The sequence below is a fragment of the Arenimonas sp. genome, from assembly GCF_047602345.1.
In the GTDB taxonomy this organism is placed as follows: Bacteria; Pseudomonadota; Gammaproteobacteria; order Xanthomonadales; family Xanthomonadaceae; genus Arenimonas.
In genome coordinates this window covers 183,660-201,313 of sequence record NZ_JASGHN010000003.1, presented here as the reverse complement: position 1 = coordinate 201,313, position 17,654 = coordinate 183,660, and the positions used below count along the sequence as shown (strand labels likewise).

Here is a 17,654-nt window from a genome sequence, read left to right as displayed (position 1 = left end):
GTGGGTTTGGGCGAGCTCCGTGGCCCTTTTCGGAACCAGTCGCGACTTGCGTCGTTCCTGCGGGGTATGGATCAGGGTTTCATCGCCAGTGCGTGTTGCGTCTTGCCCGGCAAGAAGGGCGTCGGTTCGCCACGAACCCAGGCCGCGTGGCCCGCACCCCAGAAGGGCGACAGCAAGTGACCGCTTTGACCGCCTGGCATGTGGATGATGCCGTCTTCTTCGTGGCCTGGCGCGACGACCATGCGCTCGGACGCGCCGAACGAAGGGCCTTGCACGCGCGGCATGTTGCCGTCGCCGGATAGCGGATCGGGCGGCATGCACAACCAGCGTTCGGCGAGTTTGGGCAGGGCGCGCGACACCGGATGGCAGATATGCGCGGTATTGCGTTCGCCCCAGCTCCGATGCGCGAGATCGCCTTTGGCGCCGAGATCGGCGACCACGTCGCGTGCCGCATCCAGGAATAGCGCGTCCCAGCTCTCGTAGCGGCGCGGCAACAGATGCGGCGGCCGCTGCGTGACGAGTTGCCAGGTGGTCCCCTCTATCTGCGGGAGGTCCGGCATGACGAATTCCTTGCCCAGGCTCACCATCGCTGGCGCCATCAGGCCTTTGCGGATGCGGTCGACCACGGCCAGCCGCCAGGCGCGCGCGATGCGATAGCTCGCCGAATCCAGCGACGCCCGACCTTGCCATTCGCGTGTGGCCGCTTCGATCTGACGCCAGCTGGCATCCTTGCCCGCTTGCGACTGTTCTCGCAGCAGTTTCCACCATCGCTGCATGAACACGGCGCGGTCGTCGAGCTGGATGGCCATCAGCCCACGTTCGTCGAAACGTTGCTTGGCGAAGAGACCGTCGCGGATCTGCCGGGCGCGCGCGCCATTGGCATAGCCGGCATCGCCAACGATGGCAAGCGCCTCGCCATCGACGACGCGCGCGTTCGCGGTCCAGAGCCGGTGGTTGGCCGGGTCGACGATGCGCGGATTTTCCTCGGCCGCGCGCCAGCCCTGCCAATCGCAGCGGTCTTCCGGTTCGACCGGCGAACGCATGTCGCATTCGCTCGCGCGCCGCGGCATCTGCGCGGTCAGGCGCCAGGCGATGCGCCCGGTACTGTCGCCGGCGACGAGATTCTGCGCCGGGATGCCGACGCGGCCGGCCTGCGAAAGAAGCTCATCGATGTCGGCGGCGACCGCCAGTCCCGCCAGATCCAGATTCAACGCGCCCGGGCGATGCGCGGCCCAGCTCAGCGCGAGACTGCGTCGCGAGTCGAGTTCCTGCGTGACCGGGCCCCAGCGGGTTTCCCGCACCGGGAATTCGATCGCGGCCTGGCCCTTGACGCGGATGCGCTCGATCTTCGTTTCGATCGCGGCTTCGCCTTCCGGCGTGCGATAGCGCGTGTGCTCCGCGTCGGTCCACTGCACTTCGTAGAAATCCAGCCAATCGCCGTAGCTGTTGGTGAAGCCCCAGGCGACGTGGCGATTGCTGCCGACCACCACGGCCGGAATGCCGGGCAGGGTGAAGCCGGAAACGTCGACGCGACCACCGGGCGCTTTCGGATCGGAATAGAGCAGGCGCGCACGGAACCAGATGTTCGGCGCACGCAGGCCCAGGTGCATGTCGTCGGCGACGATGGCCCGGCCGTCGGCGGTGAGCGAGCCGTCCACGGCGAAATTGTTGCTGCCAGGCGCGGCCGGTTCCGACATTTCATGCTCGGCCTCGACGCTGGGCATCGGCAACTTGCGCAGATCGACGAGATCCGCAGCGGGCAACGCGACATTGCCGCGCGCTTCGCCGAGCATCGGCGCATCCCATTCGGTGCCATCGGCGGCGATCAGTGCGTACAAGGCGGCGGGCAGGTTTTCGCGGACCTTCCACAACGCCAGTTCGCGCGAGTTCGATTCGTCTTGCAAGTCGAAGAACATCGCGAAGCCGGCGAGCGCCGTATCTTCCGGGCGCCAGTCCACCGGTTCGCTGCGCAGGAGCAGGTAGGCCCAGGGGCGGCTGCGCAGCGCGTGCAGGCCGGCATTGACGCCCTCGGTATAGGCGGAGAGTACCGGCATGCGTTGGCCGGCGACGGCGGAGATGTTCTCGCGCGTGCGCTCGCGCAGGCGATGCACGCGCACCGACTTGTCGCGTTCGATCGCGATCGGGCCGAACAGCTCGGACAGTTCGCCGGCCGCGGCCCGTCGCAGCAAGTCCATCTCGAAGAAGCGTTCCTGCCCGTGCACGAAGCCCAGGGCGCGAGCCGCGTCGACCTCGTTGGCCGCGTGCACGGTGACCACACCGAGCGCATCGCGTTCCACTTTCACCGGCGCACTGAGTCCGGGCAGCGAAAGTTCGCCATCGAGCTGCGCCAGGCTGCCGCGCATCATCCACCAGGCGGCGAGGAAGGCGAGCAGCAAGGCGATCAACAGCAGCAGGAAGCCTCGGGCGATCCAGCGCAAGGGTCGGGCCATGGACGGGGTTCCGGTGGGGATGGCGAATGCTCGCATCGCCGGGGGGCTTGCGCCAGCCGGCCCGACCCCGCATAGTCGGGCCATGAGCTTCGTCGCCAATAATCGCAACTCGAATAACCGGAACGCCCTCTGGCGGGACGGCGATTAGGCGCGGACGAATCATTCCACCCCGAATCCCGAGGCCCGCACTGCGAAGTGCGGGCCTTTTTGTTTCTGGTCATGCGCCTCCCTTCGCAACAGCCCGGCCATCCCTGGCCGGACTTTCAAAAGAAAACTCCAGCCACTGCCACTACCCAATAAGAGTCTTGCCCATGTGCTCCATCCTCGGTTTGTTCGATACCAGCCCCGGCGCCGACGTCACGCCATTGCGTCCGCTGGCCCTGTCGCTTTCGTCCCGGCAACGCCATCGCGGCCCCGACTGGTCGGGCGTCTACAGCGAGCCGCGCTGCCTGCTCGTGCACGAGCGCCTGGCGATCGTCGACCCCGCCGGCGGTGCGCAGCCCCTGCTGTCCGGTGACGGTCGCCTCGCCCTGGCCGTCAACGGCGAGATCTACAACCACCGCGAACTCGAGCGCTCGCTCGCCCAGCCCTACGATTTCCAGACCGGTTCCGACTGCGAGGTCATCAATGCGCTTTACCTCGAAGCGGGCGCCGCGGGCGTCGCGCGATTGAACGGCATCTATGCCTTTGCCTTGTGGGATTCGCAGCAGGGACGCTACCTGATCGCGCGCGACCCGCTCGGCGTCTGTCCGCTCTATTGGGGCCACGACGGCGACGGCAGGCTCTGGGTCGCCTCGGAAATGAAGGCATTGGCCCGTCATTGCGCCGACGTCACGCCGTTCCCGCCCGGCCATGTCTACGACAGCGCCACCGGCGAGCTGGAGTATTTCCATGCACGCGACTGGCGCGAGTACGACGCGGTCGTCGGCAAGTCGGTCTCGCCGCAGCAATTGCGGGAAGGCTTCGAGCAGGCCGTGCATCGCCAGTTGATGACCGACGTGCCCTATGGCGTGCTGCTGTCGGGTGGTCTGGATTCTTCGCTGGTCGCGGCCTGCGCCGCGCGATTCGCCCGCCAGCGCGTCGAGGAAGACGATCGCGCCGAGGCCTGGTGGCCGCGCCTGCATTCGTTCGCGATCGGCCTGGAAGGCTCGCCCGATCTCGCGGCAGCCGAGGTCGCGGCGAAAGCCCTGGGCACCGTGCACCACGGCTTCACCTATCGCTTCGAGGAGGGCTTGGATGCCTTGCCGGACGTGATCCGCCACATCGAGAGTTACGATGTCACCACGATCCGCGCGTCGACGCCGATGTATCTGCTCGCGCGCCGCATCAAGGCCATGGGCGTGAAGATGGTGCTGTCGGGCGAGGGCAGCGACGAGATCTTCGGCGGCTATCTTTATTTCCACAAGGCGCCCGATGCCCGCGCGTTCCACGAAGAATGCGTGCGCAAGATCGGTGCCTTGCACCAGTACGATTGCCTGCGCGCGAACAAGGCGATGATGGCCTGGGGCGTGGAGGCGCGCGTGCCTTTCCTGGACCTCGAGTTCCTCGACCTCGCCATGAGCATGGACGCGACGGCCAAGATGGCGGGCAAGGGCAGGATCGAAAAAGCCGTGCTGCGCGAAGCCTTCGAAGGCGCCTTGCCGAAGGAAATCCTGTGGCGGCAGAAGGAGCAGTTCAGCGATGGCGTCGGCTATGGCTGGATCGACGGCCTGAAAGCGAAAGCCGAGGCTTACGTCAGCGACGCGATGATGGCCCAGGCACCCCTGCGCTTCCCGATCAACACACCGCTGACGAAGGAGGCCTACTGGTATCGCGAGCTGTTCGAGCGCGAGTTCCCGGGCGAGGCCTGCGCGCGTACCGTGCCGGGCGGCAAGTCCATCGCCTGCTCGTCGCCGGTGGCGCTGGAATGGGATGCCGCTTTCGCGAAGATGGCCGACCCCTCCGGCCGCGCGGTGAAGGACGTGCATCTCGCCGCCGTATGATGGTTCAGGCCGGCGGTCGGGCCGGGCAGGGCGTGGAAAGCGGGTGATTCGACCAGAATCACCCGTTCGGGTGATTGCCGACGGCGTCGACGTCGGCGTCAATGGCAGCCTTCACCCATGGCGGAGAGCGACACTCATGTTCCGGAGCATCCTGAAGTACGGCCTGATTGCGGGCCTGATCGTCGGCATCATCGATTTCACCCTGTTCGTCTCGGCAGGCGACGAGCCGCATTTCGAATACGGCATGCTGATCGGTTACACGATCATGCTGATCGCCCTCAGCACGGTCTTCGTCGGCATCAAGCAATATCGGGACCGCGATCTGGGCGGGGTCATCCGCTTCTGGCCGGCGTTCGGCATGGGCGTGGCGATCAGCTTCATCGCCGGCCTGTTCTACGTGGCGGCCTGGGAAGCGTCGCAGGCGATCACGGGCGCCGACTTCGTCACCGCCTACTCGAACTACGTGCTCGAACAGGCCAGGGCCGAGGGCCAGAGCGCCGAAGCCATCGCGAAAATGGCGGCCGAACTGGCCGAGTTCAAAGTGCTGTATGCCAAGCCGCTCTGGCGCCTGCTGATGATCTTCACCGAGATTTTCCCGGTGGGCGTCCTGGTCTCGCTGGTGTCGGCCCTGTTGTTGCGCCGCCCCGGCTTCATGCCGGCTCGTCGCTCGGCCTGAGGGCAGCGAAGGGGGCTTTCCGCCCGCCCGTCGCGCGGCGCTATGATCGCGGCATGACGGGCAGGGGACATGGCGATCAACAGGCGGCGCTTGCCGCAGTGGCCCGTGCGATCGCCGGGTCGCTGGAGGTGCGCGAGGTCTGGGATCGCGTCGCCGATGCCTGCCGCGCCGTCGCGCCGTTCGACGCGATGGGCATCATCCGGTTGCAGGGCGACGGTACGGCGCGCGCGGTCGCGGCCGCCGGCGAAGGCGAGCCGAAGGAACTGGTGGGGAGGATCTTTCCGCGTAGCGGCTTTTCCCCGATTTTCTGGCCGGACGCGGATCGCTTCATGGTTCTCGTGGACGACGTCGAAACCGGCCTCGACCTGGCTTACCCGCTCGATCGCATGACGCTGGAACGCGGCTATCGTTCGGCCCTGCGCGTGCCGGTGGGGCACGATGGCGTGCGCCTGGGTTCGGTGCTGCTGGTTTCGCGTCGGCGCGCCGCGTTCACGGTCGAGCACGGTCATGCGTTGCACGCGATCGCGGAACTGGCGGCCATCGCGCTTGCGCACGAACAACTGGCGACCGACCTGGCCGAGGAAACGATGCGCAGCGCCGCGGCGCAGGAGCGGGCGAACGCGCTCGAGCAGCGCGTGCAAGTGCTGTCGGACGAGGTGCGAAGCCTGAGTTCGCACCCGGTACTGGGTATCTCCCGGTCCTGGCGCGACGTTCTGGCGCAGGCGGCCAAGGTATCGCCCACGGATACCACGGTTTTGCTCACCGGCGAGTCGGGTACGGGCAAGGAAGTGGTGGCGCGCTTCATCCACCGCGGCTCCACGCGCAAGGAGGGGCCTTTCATCGCGATCAACTGCGCGGCCTTGCCTGAGCAGCTGCTGGAATCCGAATTGTTCGGGCACGAACGGGGTGCGTTCACCGGGGCGCAGGCCACGCGCGCCGGACGCATAGAACAGGCCACCGGCGGCGTGCTGTTCCTCGACGAAGTCGGCGAGATGAGCGCGGTGGTGCAGGCCAAGCTCCTGCGTGTGCTGCAGGAGCGCGAGTTCCAGCGTCTTGGCGGCAGCCGTACCTTGAGGGCCGACATCCGCGTCCTGGCGGCGACCAATCGCGACCTGAAGCTGGCGATATCGCGCGGCCTGTTCCGCGAAGATCTCTATTACCGCCTTGCCGTGTTCGATATCGAGTTGCCGCCCCTGCGCGAGCGCGCCGACGACATTCCCGTCATGGTCGATGCATTCCTGGAGGAAATCGGCCGCAACATCGGTCGCCCCGCCTCCGGCATTTCCAGGGAGGCGCGTCAGCGCCTCGCCGCCTATCGCTGGCCGGGCAACGTGCGCGAACTGCGCAACGTGATCGAGCGTGCGGTGATCCTGAGCCAGGGCGGACCGATCACGATCGAGCACCTGCCGCTGACGATGTCGTCGGAACCCGGGCGGCTCGACGCCGCGGAGCAGTCAGCCACTCGCGATCTTCCCTCGACCGAACGCGAGATGATCGTGCAGGCCTTGGCGCGCAGCGGCGACAACAAGTCCAAGGCCGCGCGTCTGCTCGGATTGACGCGCGCGCAACTGCGCTCACGCCTGGACAAGTACGGGCTGGCGCGCGCCGACGAAGCCTGAGGAGTGCCGGCGATCCGGCGTTGGTTGCGAGCCACCAATGTTGGTCGAAATCGACCAGCGTCCTCGCTAGGAAGCTGCGTGTACGCAGCGGTGAAAACCGAAATACTCTTTTCCCTGCAATGACTTGCGCCTGATCGGCATCGACAGGCGATGACTGGCATGGGCGTTGCTCTGGAGGGACCACCTTCCAAGGAGCGACACCATGAAACGCAATAGCACCCTGCCATCCCCAGGCCTGCCGCTGGCGCTCTTCGCCGCCTTCGGCCTCGCCCCGTCCGCTCATGCCGCCGCTGCGGAAACCGACTGGCAATACCGCGCGTCGGTCTATGCCTTTCTGCCGGAAATCACCGGCGAACTGCGTGTCGACGTTCCGGCTGGCGGCCGGATCGACGTTGACGCCGACGAACTGATGAAGAACCTGAAGTTCGCCGCGATGGGCAGCTTCGAAGCGCAGAAGGGACGTTGGGGCTTCTTCGTCGACGTAGTGCACATGAACATCGGCGACTCGATCGCCGATTCGACGGCGCTGGCTCACGGCACGCTACCGCTGCCGCCCGGCGTGACCGCCGACGCCTCGCTCGACGTGAACGCCACCGCCTTCACCGTCGCCGCCAACTACCGCGCGATCTCCACGAAGTCGAGCCAGTTCGATGTGTTCGGTGGCGCGCGCCTGCTCGATGCCGAGGGCGAACTCGAATGGCGTTTCGAAACGCCGATGGGCCCGTTGCCGCCTCCGATGGGGCAGGGGAGCGGTAGTGCCGGCAAGCAGGGCTGGGACGGCATCGTCGGCGTCAAGGGCCGCCATTCCTTCGGCGAACGCCAGCAATGGTTCGTTCCGTACTACATCGATGCCGGTGCTGGCGCTTCGGACTTCACCTGGCAGGCCGCCGCCGGCATCGGCTACTCGGCGCGCTGGGGCGAAACCTTCCTGGTCTGGCGCCATCTCGCTTACGAGTTCGGCGAAGACCGCGCCATCGAAAACATCAGCTTCAGCGGCCCGGCCATCGGCGTCGCCTTCCACTGGTAAGCGCGTCCGCGCTCATCCCCCAACTCAATCGGAGACATCCCATGACTTACCGTCCGCAACGCATCGACGTGCATCACCATTTCCTTCCGCCCGACTACCTGGCCGAACTCAAGCGCCAGGGCATCAACTGGACCGGCGGTCCCGTACTGCACGAATGGAACATCGACATCGCCCGCGAGGTGATGGAGCGCAACGGCATCGCGCGCGTCGTCGGTTCGGTCGTGCCGCAGGTGTTCTGGGGCGATCGCGCCGAAGCCGCGCGCTGGGCCCGCCATGGCAACGAGTTCGCCGCCGGCATCGTGCGGGACGATCCCGCGCGCTTCGGCGCCTTCGCCACGCTGCCCATGCCCGACGTCAAAGCGACGCTGCGCGAGATCGAATACGCCTTCGACACGCTCAAGCTCGACGGCGTCATCATGTACTCGAGTTTCGGCGATCAGTATCCGGGCGATCCGGCTTTCGAGGAAGTCTTCCAGGAACTGGATCGTCGAAAGGCCGTGGTGCTGATCCATCCCTGCACGGCGCCGCCGGGCGCGACCGTGCCGAAACTGACCGTTCCTTGGGGTTTGGTGGAGTTCGTCGCCGACACCAGCCGCGCGGTCGCCAACCTCCTGCTCAGCGGAACCCTGCATCGGTACCCGAACATCCGCTACATCATTTCGCACGCGGGCGGAACGATTCCCTACATCTCTCTGCGCCTGAAGTTCGGCGAGGAGATTCCGGGCGTCGCCGACAACATCCCGCTCGGCACGATGCACTACCTGCAGAAGCTCTACTACGACACCACGTTGTCGACGTCCGAAACGACGCTGGCCGCCCTGCGCCAGTTCGTGCCGACCAGCCATATCCTGTTCGGCAGCGACTATCCGATGGTGCCGGAGAAGGTGGTGGGCATGGAAACCCGGATGCTGGAAGCGAGCCGCGTGCTCGACGACGCCACGCGCCAGGCCATCGACCACGACAACGCGCTGGCCCTGTTCCCGCGTTTTGCGAGCGCTGCGAAGCTCTCCGCGGCTTGATTCTTTCGACCACGGCGCCGTCGCTTGCCGACGGCGCCGACCTACTCGTGGAAAAAACATGAAACGTCTACTGATGACGCTGATGCTGCTGTCGGCCGGCACGTCCTGCCTGGCGCAGGATGTCGACGACGTCGCCAAGCAACTATCCAACCCGATCTCCAGCCTGATCAGCGTGCCGATGCAGTTCAACTTCGAGCGCGGCGCGGGATTGGATGGCGAAGGCGAGCGCCTGCGGCTGAACGTGCAGCCCGTGATCCCGATGTCGATCGGCGAGGACTGGAACCTGATCTCGCGCACCATCGTTCCGATCATCGACCAGCAGGACGTCTTTCCGGACGGCAGCCGCCAGGCCGGTGTCGGCAATACGCTGCAGAGCCTGTTCTTTTCTCCGAAAGAACTGACGCCCTCCGGATGGACCTGGGGTATCGGCCCGGCGTTCCTGTTGCCCACGGCCAGCGACGAACGGCTGGGAAGCGATCGCTGGGCGATCGGCCCGACCGTCGTCGCGTTGCGGCAGACACGCGACGGGTGGACGTATGGCGGCCTTGCCAACCACCTGGTATCGGTCGGCGGTGGCGACGATCGCGACATCAACGCGACCTATCTGCAGCCATTCGTCGCCAAGCGCATCAGCCCGGGCCGAACCGTGTCGATGAGCCTGGAGGCGTCCTACGATTGGGAATCGCAGGACTGGACCGCACCGTTGCATCTTGGCATCAGCCAGGTGATTCCGGCGCGGCGCCAGATGTTCAGTATCCAGGGCGGTGTTTTCCGCTATCTGGAATCGACGCCCGGGGCCGCCGATTGGGGCCTGCGTTTTACGTTGACCTTGCTGTATCCGAAGCGGTGATCAAACGGTCATGCGCGCTACGACGCGTCGAACCCAGGGCGCGATCAGCGTGACCGACAGGAAGGCGACGGGCCAGGTCGTCAGGCAGCTCCTGGCCCATTGCGCGGCGAAGCCGGCGTGGATGCCGTGGTTGATCGCCAGCACGAAGGCCGACACGATCGCGACCATGATGGCCGAGAGCAGGGCGCCGAATAGGATCGGCGAGTAGCGGGCGGGGATGCGCATGGTTGTTTCCTTGCGATGAAATGAAGGGTCAGAGGAGCGACGGTAGGCCGAGAATCCGGCCGGCGAAATAGAGGCAGAATCCGAAGGCCGCATGCATGGACAGGCTTTGCAGGCGCGCGCGATTCGGATGCGGCGTGCGCGCAGCGGCGATGCCCATTCCCATGCCCGGCTGCATCAGCAGGAAAGGCGCCAGCACGCTTACGAAGCCGATGCCCATTGCCCCGGCGAGCGTGGGGTGGCGGAGCCAATCCATTCCCGCGAGGGCCAGCAGCAGCGTGGCGAAGGCGATGCCGGTCAGGTAGTGGGCGATCCAGCCGATCGCCTGCTCGCCGCGCTTCGGCGTGGCGCTCGCGATGGCATCGTGCCGGAATCGGCCTCGCTGCATGTGCGCCAGCCACCGTCCGACCAGACGGTAGTTCGGCAGCGGCGTACCGAGCAGCCGCCGACGCATCAAGGTCCACGCATCGAGCAGCGCCGTCGCCAGGATGCCCAATGCGATGCATGGGATGGAATCCACGCGAATCTCCTTCGCTTGCCTTTCGGCCTCACGCGGAGCAGAGTGCCACTTCAAGTCAACTTGAAGTCAAGGGGTCCGGATGGACATCGCCGAAGTCGCCAAGCGATCCGGCATTCCGGCCTCGACGCTGCGTTTCTACGAGGAAAAGCGCCTGATCGTCTCGGTCGGCCGCCATGGCCTGCGGCGCGTTTTCGGCGCGAACGTGCTCGATCGCCTGGCCTTGATCGCGTTGGGGCGCTCCGCCGGTTTTTCGCTCGACGAGATCGCGCGCATGTTCGCGACCGGCGGGCGCCCGAAAATAGATCGCAAACTGCTTGTCTCCAAGGCCGACGCGCTGGACGCGACCATCCGCAGAATGAGCGCGATGCGCGACGGTCTGCGCCATGCCGCGGTCTGCCCGGCCGCCAGCCACCTGGAGTGTCCGACGTTCCGGCGTCTGCTCGGCATCGCGGCGTCCCGCGCCAGTGGGGAAAAGCGGCGTCGCAGTACCGGAAAAACGGCGCGATCCGCGCGGAATCGTTGAAACACATGGCTGCAGGGCTCGGTGCGAGGCCTGAAACCGCGCGTTTTCGCGTGCTATCGGGGCGAGCGCTAACATGGCCTCGCCGCCCTCCACGACCCGCCCGATGCAGCAGCGTATTCACATCGCCCGAACCTCCGACCACGTGCAGCTCGCCTGGGCGCGCAGCGGCAGCGGCCCGGTGCTGGTCAAGGCGTCGAATTGGCTGAGCCATCTGCGGCACGATCTCGAAAATCCCGTCTGGCGGCATTGGGTCGCTTTCCTGACGCGGCATTTCGATTTCATACGGTTCGACGAACGCGGTTGCGGTCTGTCGGATTGGCAGGTCGAGGACGTGTCCGAGCGGCACTGGCTGGGGGATCTGGAGACGGTGGTCGATGCCGCGGGCATCGCCGGCCCTCATGTGCTGCTCGGCATATCGCAGGGTGCGGCCGCGGCGATTCGCTATTCGATCAAGTATCCCGAGCGCGTTTCGCACCTGATCCTCTACGGCGGCTACGCGCGCGGCGGCCTCGTGCGCGGCGGCAGTTCGGCCGAGCACTTTCGTGCCCTGGTCGAAATGGTCAGGCTCGGCTGGGGTAGCCGCAACCCGATGTTCCGACAGGTATTCACCGCGCGTTTCGTACCTGGCGGCAGCCACGAGCAACTGGATTGGTTCAACGAGCTGGCGCGCACCACGGTTTCGCCCGAGATGGCTCTGCGCCTGTTGCACGAGCGGGGAAGCATCGACATCGTCGAGCTGTTGCCGCGGGTCAAGGTGCCGACCCTGGTGCTTCATGCGCGTCACGACGAGGTCGTGGGTTTCTCCGAGGGCAAGCTGTTGGCCGCCGGCATCCCTGGCGCGCAGTTCGTCGAACTCGATTCGCGCAATCACGTGTTGCTCGAGCACGAACCGGCCTGGCAGGAATTCCAGCGCGCGGTACGCGAGTTCACCGGGGTCGCGCGCGCCGACTCCCGTCCGGCCGACGCGGCCGCGTTGACCAAGCGCGAACGCCGCATCCTCGACCTGCTGCGCGCCGGCAAGACCAATGCCGAGATCGGAACCGCTATTTTCATCAGCGAAAAGACCGTGCGGAACCATCTTTCCAGCGTCTATCGCAAACTCGGCGTGTCGAGCCGGGCCCAGGCGATCGTGAAGACCGGCGCGATCAACGCGGCCGACGCCGAAACCGGGACAGGCTGAACCAAACCGGGACATCCGTCCCGGGTGACGAGGGCTGGTCGGCGCGAAATGAGGCAAGCGGCCCATGGGCCGAGGCCGGGTCGGCGCCTAGTCTGGCAGCGACGATCGCCGGCATCTCCCCGCGCGTTCCACGAGGAAATAGGCAAGGCACCGGCTCAATCTGGGCAGGCTTGCCGAAGTCGATCGGGAGCGCAAAGCCGAGGATGGCCCTGCTGTCGGCGCTGTCCTTGCGGGCGGCGGCGATCGCTTTCGACCATACGGGAAATCCATGATGAAACGCTTTGCGATACTTCTGTTCGGCGTGGCGACTTACGCCGTCTTCTTCGCCACCTTCCTCTACCTGATCGCCTTCGTCGGCAATCTGCAGGCGACGCCGCTGGCGGGCATGCTGCCGATGCTGCCTCAATGGGTCCCGCATTCGATCGACCATGGCGGCGTCTCATCGCCAATGGGCGTGGCGATCGCCATCGACCTGCTGCTGATCCTCGCATTCGGTCTGCAGCACAGCGTGATGGCGCGCATGGGCTTCAAGGCCTGGCTCAAGCGCCACCTGCCGGAGTCGGCCGAGCGCAGCGTCTACGTGCTGTTGGCCAGCTTCGTGTTGATGTTCATGTTCTGGCAGTGGCGCCCGATTCCCATGCCGATCTGGAGCGCCAGTAGTACGCCGGGCATCGCCATCGGTTGGTTCGTGTTCGCCGCAGGTTTCGGCCTGGTGCTGCTGTCGACCTTCCTGATCGACCATTTCGACCTGTTCGGTTTGAAACAGGTCTGGCGCCAGTTCATCGGTCGTGACGCCGCCCCGGCGCGCTTCGTCACGCCATGGCTCTATCGCCTCATGCGCCACCCGCTCTATCTCGGGTTCATCCTCGCGTTCTGGGGCGGTCCCGCCATGAGCGCCGGTCATCTGCTGTTCGCGACCGCGATGACGCTCTATATCCTTGTCGCGATCCAGTTCGAGGAACGGGACCTGGTGCACCAGCTCGGCGACAGCTACGACGCTTACCGCCGTCGCGTGCCGATGCTGGTACCGGGCCTGCCGCGCGCAACCGAAAGCGCGACGGCCTCGCAGGCCAGGACGGGCTGACGCGAGCCTCAGCTCCGGCCGAACAACGAAGCGAAGAAGCCGCGCTTCTTCGTTTCGCGTCGATAGAAAGGCGGGCAGTCGCGCAGGAAATAGGAGGCGATGCCCTCGTCGTGCCCGCTGACGCGGACCAGGTCCACGGGTTCGCCTCGGGCCTGGTCCGCCGCCACGTTGCCGGCTTCCTGGAATACGCGTTCGTCCTCGTCGTCGGTCTCGATGCCGATGACCAGATGCGGCGGCTCGGCGGCGCTGCCGTCGTGCATGAGCGCGAGGAAGGCACGCGACACCTGCGGGCGCTGCGAGAACAGCGCACGCAGCGAGGCCATCATCGCCTCGGGCGGCTGCGCCGGTTGCCCGAGCAGGACTTGCGTGGACTTTTCGACGGTGCGCGTCTTGGCGCTGCGGCTCAGGCCCGACGCCAGCAGGTTGCCGATCTCGTCCGGCGTGAACTCCTTGCCGTAGTCGGAGCCGGGGTCGAGCACAAGCTCGGCGCCCTGCGTCATCTCAAACAGGCTGCGCGCCGGCAGGGCGAGATAAGGGCATTCTTCGGCGATGCCTTGCCTCAGCGTGTCGAGCGAACTGAAGAAGGGGATCACCGGCGAACCATCGGGGCGATTCCAGTTCTGCAATTGCACCTGGTCGCCCGCGGCGAGCGTGGCTTCGCCCTGAGTCGCGGATGCGTCGTCGCCGACGCGCCCGATGACATACACGGTCGAGGCGAGCAGCGCGTCGTAGAAGGCCGGACGCGCCGCCGGCTCGGTCGCGGCGCGACGCAGGAGTTCTGTCAGGGATTCCTGTGCCATCGATCGGTTTCCGTTCAAGCCACTTCGATGCGGTCCACGCGCTGGAAGCCGCGCGGCAGCAGATTCCCTCGCGCGGCGCGGCTGCCTTCATAGGCCTGCAGGTCGCGCCAGGAAAGCACCAGCTTGCGCTGGCCGCAGTGCAAGGTCACTTCGCCGCCCTGGCGCACGCTGGCGACGGCGAGGACCTTCTCTTCGCCGGACTTCAGTTTCGCTGGCGGAATCTGGATCAGCTTGTTGCCCTTGCCCTTGTCGAGTTCGGGCAGTTCGCTGATCGGGAAGGCGAGCAGGTGGCCGCTCGACGTCACCGAAACGATCCAGTCGCTGGCCGCATCGTTGACCGGCGCGGGCGGCAGGATGTCGGCCGCGTCGTCGGCGTTGATCAACTGTTTGCCGGCCTTGTTGCGCCCGGTGAAGTTCTCGAAGCGGGTGACGAAGCCGTATCCGAAACTCGACGCCACGAGGAAGCGCGCATCGTCGTCGGCGATCGCGGCGCCGACGAAACTGGCGCCCGCGGCGGGCGAAAAGCGGCCGGTCAGCGGTTCGCCGTTGCCGCGCGCCGAGGGTAGCGTATGGGCCAGCGCGGAATAGCTGCGGCCAGTGGAGTCGAGGAAGGCGGCCTGTTGCGTGCTGCGGCCGCGTACGGCCTGCAGCAGCTTGTCGCCTTCGCGGTAACTGAGCGTCGCCGCATCGATGTCGTGGCCTTTGGCCGAGCGTACCCAACCCTTCGTGGAAAGCACGACGGTGACCGGTTCGCTGGCCACGAGCTCGGTTTCGCTGATGGCCTGGGCGGCATCGCGTTGCACCAGGGGCGAACGACGCGCGTCGCCGAATTTCTTCGCGTCCGCCAGCAACTCGTCCTTCAGCAGCTTCTTGAGTTTGCTCTTGGAACCGAGCGTGGCGATGAGTTGCTCGCGCTCCTTGGCCAGTTCGGCCTGTTCGCCACGGATCCTCATCTCCTCGAGCCGCGCCAACTGCTTGAGCTTGGTGTCGAGGATGTAGTCGGCCTGTTCCTCGCTCAGTCCGAATCGCGCGATCAGGGCGGCGCGGGGTTCGTCCTCGGTGCGGATGATGCGGATGACCTCGTCCAGGTTCAGGAAGGCGATCAGCAGGCCGTCGAGCAAGTGCAGGCGGCGCTCGACCTTGTCGAGGCGATGGCGGAGTCGGCGGACCAGCGTGTCGGTGCGGAACAGCAGCCATTCGCTGAGCAGGGACTTCAGGTCCTTGACCTGCGGGCGGCCGTCGAGGCCGATGATGTTGAAGTTGACGCGGAAACTCTTTTCCAGGTCCGTCGTCGCGAACAGATGACCCATCAAGGCGTCGACGTCGACGCGATTGGAGCGCGGTACCAGCACGATGCGCACCGGGTTCTCGTGGTCGGACTCGTCGCGCAGGTCTTCCAGCCACGGCAATTTCTTCGCGCGCATCTGCTGCGCGATCTGCTCCATGATCTTCGACGGAGAAACCTGGTAGGGCAGGGCGGTGACGACCAGGTTCGCTTGCTCGCGCGAATACACGGCGCGGGCGCGCACGCTGCCGAGGCCGGTTTCGTACATCGCGGCCAGATCGCGTGTCGGTGTGATGATCTCTGCCGCGGTCGGATAGTCCGGGCCGCGCACGTGTTCGCACAAGTCGCGCACGCTGGCGTCGGGGTCGTCGAGCAAGCGCACGCAGGCGCTGACCACTTCGTTGAGGTTGTGCGGCGGTACGTCCGTCGCCATGCCCACGGCGATGCCGGTGGTGCCGTTGAGCAGCAAGTGCGGCAGACGCGCGGGCAGCCAGCTGGGTTCTTCCAGCGTGCCGTCGAAATTGGGCGCCCAGTCCACCGTGCCCTGGCCCAGTTCGCCCAGCAGCACTTCCGCTATCGGCGTCAGCTTGGATTCGGTATAGCGCATCGCGGCGAAGGATTTCGGATCGTCCGGCGAACCGAAGTTGCCCTGGCCCTCGATCAGCGGGTAACGGTACGAGAACGGCTGCGCCATCAGCACCAGCGCCTCGTAGCAGGCGCTGTCGCCGTGCGGATGGAATTTGCCGATCACGTCGCCGACGGTGCGCGCCGATTTCTTCGGCTTCGATGCCGCGCTCAGGCCCAGTTCGCTCATCGCATACACGATGCGGCGCTGTACCGGTTTGAGTCCATCGCCGATGAAGGGCAGGGCGCGGTCGAGCACCACGTACATCGAATAGTCGAGATAGGCGCGCTCTGCGTATTCGCGCAGCGGTATCTGTTCGAACCCGTGGAAGGTGGGGCGGGGAGCGTCGGGCATGGCGGGTCTTGCGGCGGAAAGCGGCTATTTTACGCGAGCCGGACCAGCCACGAACGCCTAGGTCAGGCTCCGGAGCGCCGGCTGGTGCCCCGGCGGCGCCGGATGCGCGAGATCCTCGAGCACGGCGCGATTGCGGCCGGCGCGCTTGGCGGCGTACAGGGCCGTGTCGGCGCGATGGAAGAGATCTTCGAGCGTGTAACCGCTTGCCGGGGTCGCATGGGCGATGCCGATGCTCACCGTCAGCGGGGGGCGGCCCGGGCCGGCCGCGGTCGAGCGGGAGACCACGGCGGCGCGGATCCGTTCGGCCAGCGCCAGCGAGTGCGCGCTGTCCTGGGTCGCGTGCGAAATCAGGAACTCGTCGCCGCCGAAGCGACCGAACAGGTCGGCGCTGTCGAGGTTCTCGCGCACGATGCCGACCAGCGTCTTCAGCGCGCCGTCGCCCGCGAGGTGGCCGTACTGATCGTTGATGTCCTTGAAATGGTCGAGGTCGAACACGAACAACGCCACGGACTGGCGTTGCGCTTCGGCATGCGTCAGCAGCTCCTGCAGGGCCGCGGCGAAAGACTGGCGATTCATCGTGCCGGTCAGCGCGTCCTGCACCGCCATCTGTCGCAGGGTTTCGCTCTGTTGCTTGAGTTGGTTGTGGGCGCTGCGCAATTGTCGTTGCTGGCGCGAAAGCGCCTTGGCTTCGTCGCTCAGCGCCGCGGCGCGGCGGCGGCTATGCCACCAGGCCAGCAACAACAGGGCGCAGACGGCCAACAACAGGCCGACATGACGGAAAGTCGAGGCCGTTCCGGTCGCCGCGCGATCGTCCGGGGCCGCTGGCGAGGCCCCGCCTATCGTGGGTTCGAGCGTGCCTGCGGTTTCGGTGGTCGGGGCGTCTGAAGCGGATTGCGAAATGCGCTGGCGATAACCGTCGGCCAGCGCGTTCCAGCTTGCCGCTGCGGCGGCGTCGCCAAGGCTGTCATGCGCCTGCGCGAGTAGGATGGCCGCTTCCCGCCCGAGCCGGTCGTCGCCGGTTTCGTTCGCGAGCCGTACCGCTTCCTGCAAGGGGCCGAGTGCGAACTGCGGCGCGGATTGATCGAGATGCGCCTGCGCCTCGCGGATCAGGGCGCGGCCGAGCATGTCGCTGTCGCCCGCCTGTCGCGCGGCCAGCAACTCATCGGAATCGGTGCGCGCCGTTTCGCCGGATGCCGATGGCGATGCTTGCGGCAACGGCACCGCAGCTTCGGGAGCATTCGCCGGCAACGTTGGCGCCGGCACCTCGCCAACGGGCGCGCTTTCGTCGTGCCTCGGGGGTAGGGAAATCCTCGGCGGCGGAGGCGGCGGCGGAGGCGGCCTTCCGTCGTGCGGCGGCGGTGGTGGAGGTGGAGGACGGTCCGGTCCACCCTGCTGCGCGAGGCCGGCGGCCGGAAGCATCAGCAAGACAAGGGCGAGG

At 66.4% G+C, this 17,654-nt stretch carries 15 protein-coding genes; 9 read left to right on the top strand and 6 right to left on the bottom strand.

Translation table 11 applies throughout. The annotated features are described in order from the left end of the window. Positions 1-71: 71 nt before the first annotated feature. Positions 72-2,450 carry a penicillin acylase family protein gene (locus QM707_RS01935; RefSeq protein ID WP_415000186.1) on the bottom strand — a complete coding sequence of 793 codons (2,379 nt, stop codon included), beginning with the start codon at positions 2,448-2,450 and terminating at the stop codon, positions 72-74. A 311-nt stretch (positions 2,451-2,761) separates the two neighbouring features. Here QM707_RS01935 and asnB point away from each other — a divergent pair, with 311 nt between their 5' ends. The 6 genes from asnB to QM707_RS01905 all read left to right on the top strand — a co-directional run bounded on the left by asnB (position 2,762) and on the right by QM707_RS01905 (position 9,623). Beyond that, positions 2,762-4,432, top strand: a complete 1,671-nt coding sequence (gene asnB / locus QM707_RS01930; protein ID WP_415000185.1) for an asparagine synthase B — start codon at positions 2,762-2,764, stop codon at positions 4,430-4,432. Between the two features lie 136 nt (positions 4,433-4,568). Beyond that, positions 4,569-5,108: a DUF4199 domain-containing protein gene (locus tag QM707_RS01925; protein ID WP_415000184.1), complete on the top strand. Its 540-nt coding sequence runs from the start codon at positions 4,569-4,571 to the stop codon at positions 5,106-5,108. A gap of 53 nt (positions 5,109-5,161) precedes the next feature. Beyond that, on the top strand, positions 5,162-6,727 hold the full coding sequence (locus tag QM707_RS01920; RefSeq protein WP_415000183.1) for a sigma-54 interaction domain-containing protein: 1,566 nt from the start codon (positions 5,162-5,164) through the stop codon (positions 6,725-6,727). Between the two features lie 202 nt (positions 6,728-6,929). Further along, on the top strand, positions 6,930-7,754 hold the full coding sequence (locus QM707_RS01915; RefSeq protein ID WP_415000182.1) for a hypothetical protein: 825 nt from the start codon (positions 6,930-6,932) through the stop codon (positions 7,752-7,754). A 41-nt stretch (positions 7,755-7,795) separates the two neighbouring features. Further along, positions 7,796-8,773: an amidohydrolase family protein gene (locus QM707_RS01910; RefSeq protein ID WP_415000181.1), complete on the top strand. Its 978-nt coding sequence runs from the start codon at positions 7,796-7,798 to the stop codon at positions 8,771-8,773. Between the two features lie 58 nt (positions 8,774-8,831). After that, the gene (locus QM707_RS01905; RefSeq protein ID WP_415000180.1) at positions 8,832-9,623 is read left to right on the top strand and encodes a transporter; all 792 of its coding nucleotides are present in this window, start codon (positions 8,832-8,834) and stop codon (positions 9,621-9,623) included. Here QM707_RS01905 and QM707_RS01900 read toward each other — a convergent pair whose 3' ends face one another. Together QM707_RS01900 and QM707_RS01895 are read right to left on the bottom strand one after the other, a co-directional pair. Then, the gene (locus QM707_RS01900; RefSeq protein WP_415000179.1) at positions 9,624-9,848 is read right to left on the bottom strand and encodes a DUF2798 domain-containing protein; all 225 of its coding nucleotides are present in this window, start codon (positions 9,846-9,848) and stop codon (positions 9,624-9,626) included. It abuts the gene before it with no gap. Between the two features lie 28 nt (positions 9,849-9,876). Further along, entirely contained in the window at positions 9,877-10,365 is a 489-nt protein-coding gene (locus tag QM707_RS01895) for a DUF2938 domain-containing protein (protein WP_415000178.1), read from the bottom strand. Positions 10,366-10,444: 79 nt separating this feature from the next. Here QM707_RS01895 and QM707_RS01890 point away from each other — a divergent pair, with 79 nt between their 5' ends. The 3 genes from QM707_RS01890 (at position 10,445) to mddA (ending at position 13,152) form a co-directional block, all read left to right on the top strand. Next, entirely contained in the window at positions 10,445-10,888 is a 444-nt protein-coding gene (locus QM707_RS01890; protein WP_415000177.1) for a helix-turn-helix domain-containing protein, read from the top strand. Between the two features lie 103 nt (positions 10,889-10,991). Then, a complete protein-coding gene (locus tag QM707_RS01885; protein ID WP_415000176.1) occupies positions 10,992-12,068 on the top strand; it encodes an alpha/beta fold hydrolase in 1,077 nt (358 codons plus the stop codon). 271 nt (positions 12,069-12,339) lie between these two features. Beyond that, positions 12,340-13,152: a methanethiol S-methyltransferase gene (mddA, locus tag QM707_RS01880; protein WP_415000175.1), complete on the top strand. Its 813-nt coding sequence runs from the start codon at positions 12,340-12,342 to the stop codon at positions 13,150-13,152. An 8-nt stretch (positions 13,153-13,160) separates the two neighbouring features. On the opposite strand, the gene QM707_RS01875 is transcribed toward mddA, so the two are convergent. From QM707_RS01875 to QM707_RS01865, 3 genes are read right to left on the bottom strand one after another with little or no spacing between them, the layout of a single operon-like run. Then, on the bottom strand, positions 13,161-13,952 hold the full coding sequence (locus QM707_RS01875; protein WP_415000174.1) for an enhanced serine sensitivity protein SseB C-terminal domain-containing protein: 792 nt from the start codon (positions 13,950-13,952) through the stop codon (positions 13,161-13,163). Positions 13,953-13,966: 14 nt separating this feature from the next. Beyond that, positions 13,967-16,216, bottom strand: a complete 2,250-nt coding sequence (gene parC / locus QM707_RS01870) for a DNA topoisomerase IV subunit A (RefSeq protein WP_415000173.1) — start codon at positions 16,214-16,216, stop codon at positions 13,967-13,969. 57 nt (positions 16,217-16,273) lie between these two features. Then, positions 16,274-17,437 carry a GGDEF domain-containing protein gene (locus QM707_RS01865; RefSeq protein ID WP_415000172.1) on the bottom strand — a complete coding sequence of 388 codons (1,164 nt, stop codon included), beginning with the start codon at positions 17,435-17,437 and terminating at the stop codon, positions 16,274-16,276. Positions 17,438-17,654: the final 217 nt, after the last annotated feature.

Bases quoted from the DNA above. Each gene is read 5' to 3' on its own strand.
- QM707_RS01935 (WP_415000186.1), bottom strand. From the start codon at position 2,450: ATGGCCCGACCCTTGCGCTGGATCGCCCGAGGCTTCCTGCTGCTGTTG.
- asnB (WP_415000185.1), top strand. From the start codon at position 2,762: ATGTGCTCCATCCTCGGTTTGTTCGATACCAGCCCCGGCGCCGACGTC.
- QM707_RS01925 (WP_415000184.1), top strand. From the start codon at position 4,569: ATGTTCCGGAGCATCCTGAAGTACGGCCTGATTGCGGGCCTGATCGTC.
- QM707_RS01920 (WP_415000183.1), top strand. From the start codon at position 5,162: ATGACGGGCAGGGGACATGGCGATCAACAGGCGGCGCTTGCCGCAGTG.
- QM707_RS01915 (WP_415000182.1), top strand. From the start codon at position 6,930: ATGAAACGCAATAGCACCCTGCCATCCCCAGGCCTGCCGCTGGCGCTC.
- QM707_RS01910 (WP_415000181.1), top strand. From the start codon at position 7,796: ATGACTTACCGTCCGCAACGCATCGACGTGCATCACCATTTCCTTCCG.
- QM707_RS01905 (WP_415000180.1), top strand. From the start codon at position 8,832: ATGAAACGTCTACTGATGACGCTGATGCTGCTGTCGGCCGGCACGTCC.
- QM707_RS01900 (WP_415000179.1), bottom strand. From the start codon at position 9,848: ATGCGCATCCCCGCCCGCTACTCGCCGATCCTATTCGGCGCCCTGCTC.
- QM707_RS01890 (WP_415000177.1), top strand. From the start codon at position 10,445: ATGGACATCGCCGAAGTCGCCAAGCGATCCGGCATTCCGGCCTCGACG.
- QM707_RS01885 (WP_415000176.1), top strand. From the start codon at position 10,992: ATGCAGCAGCGTATTCACATCGCCCGAACCTCCGACCACGTGCAGCTC.
- mddA (WP_415000175.1), top strand. From the start codon at position 12,340: ATGAAACGCTTTGCGATACTTCTGTTCGGCGTGGCGACTTACGCCGTC.
- QM707_RS01875 (WP_415000174.1), bottom strand. From the start codon at position 13,952: ATGGCACAGGAATCCCTGACAGAACTCCTGCGTCGCGCCGCGACCGAG.
- parC (WP_415000173.1), bottom strand. From the start codon at position 16,216: ATGCCCGACGCTCCCCGCCCCACCTTCCACGGGTTCGAACAGATACCG.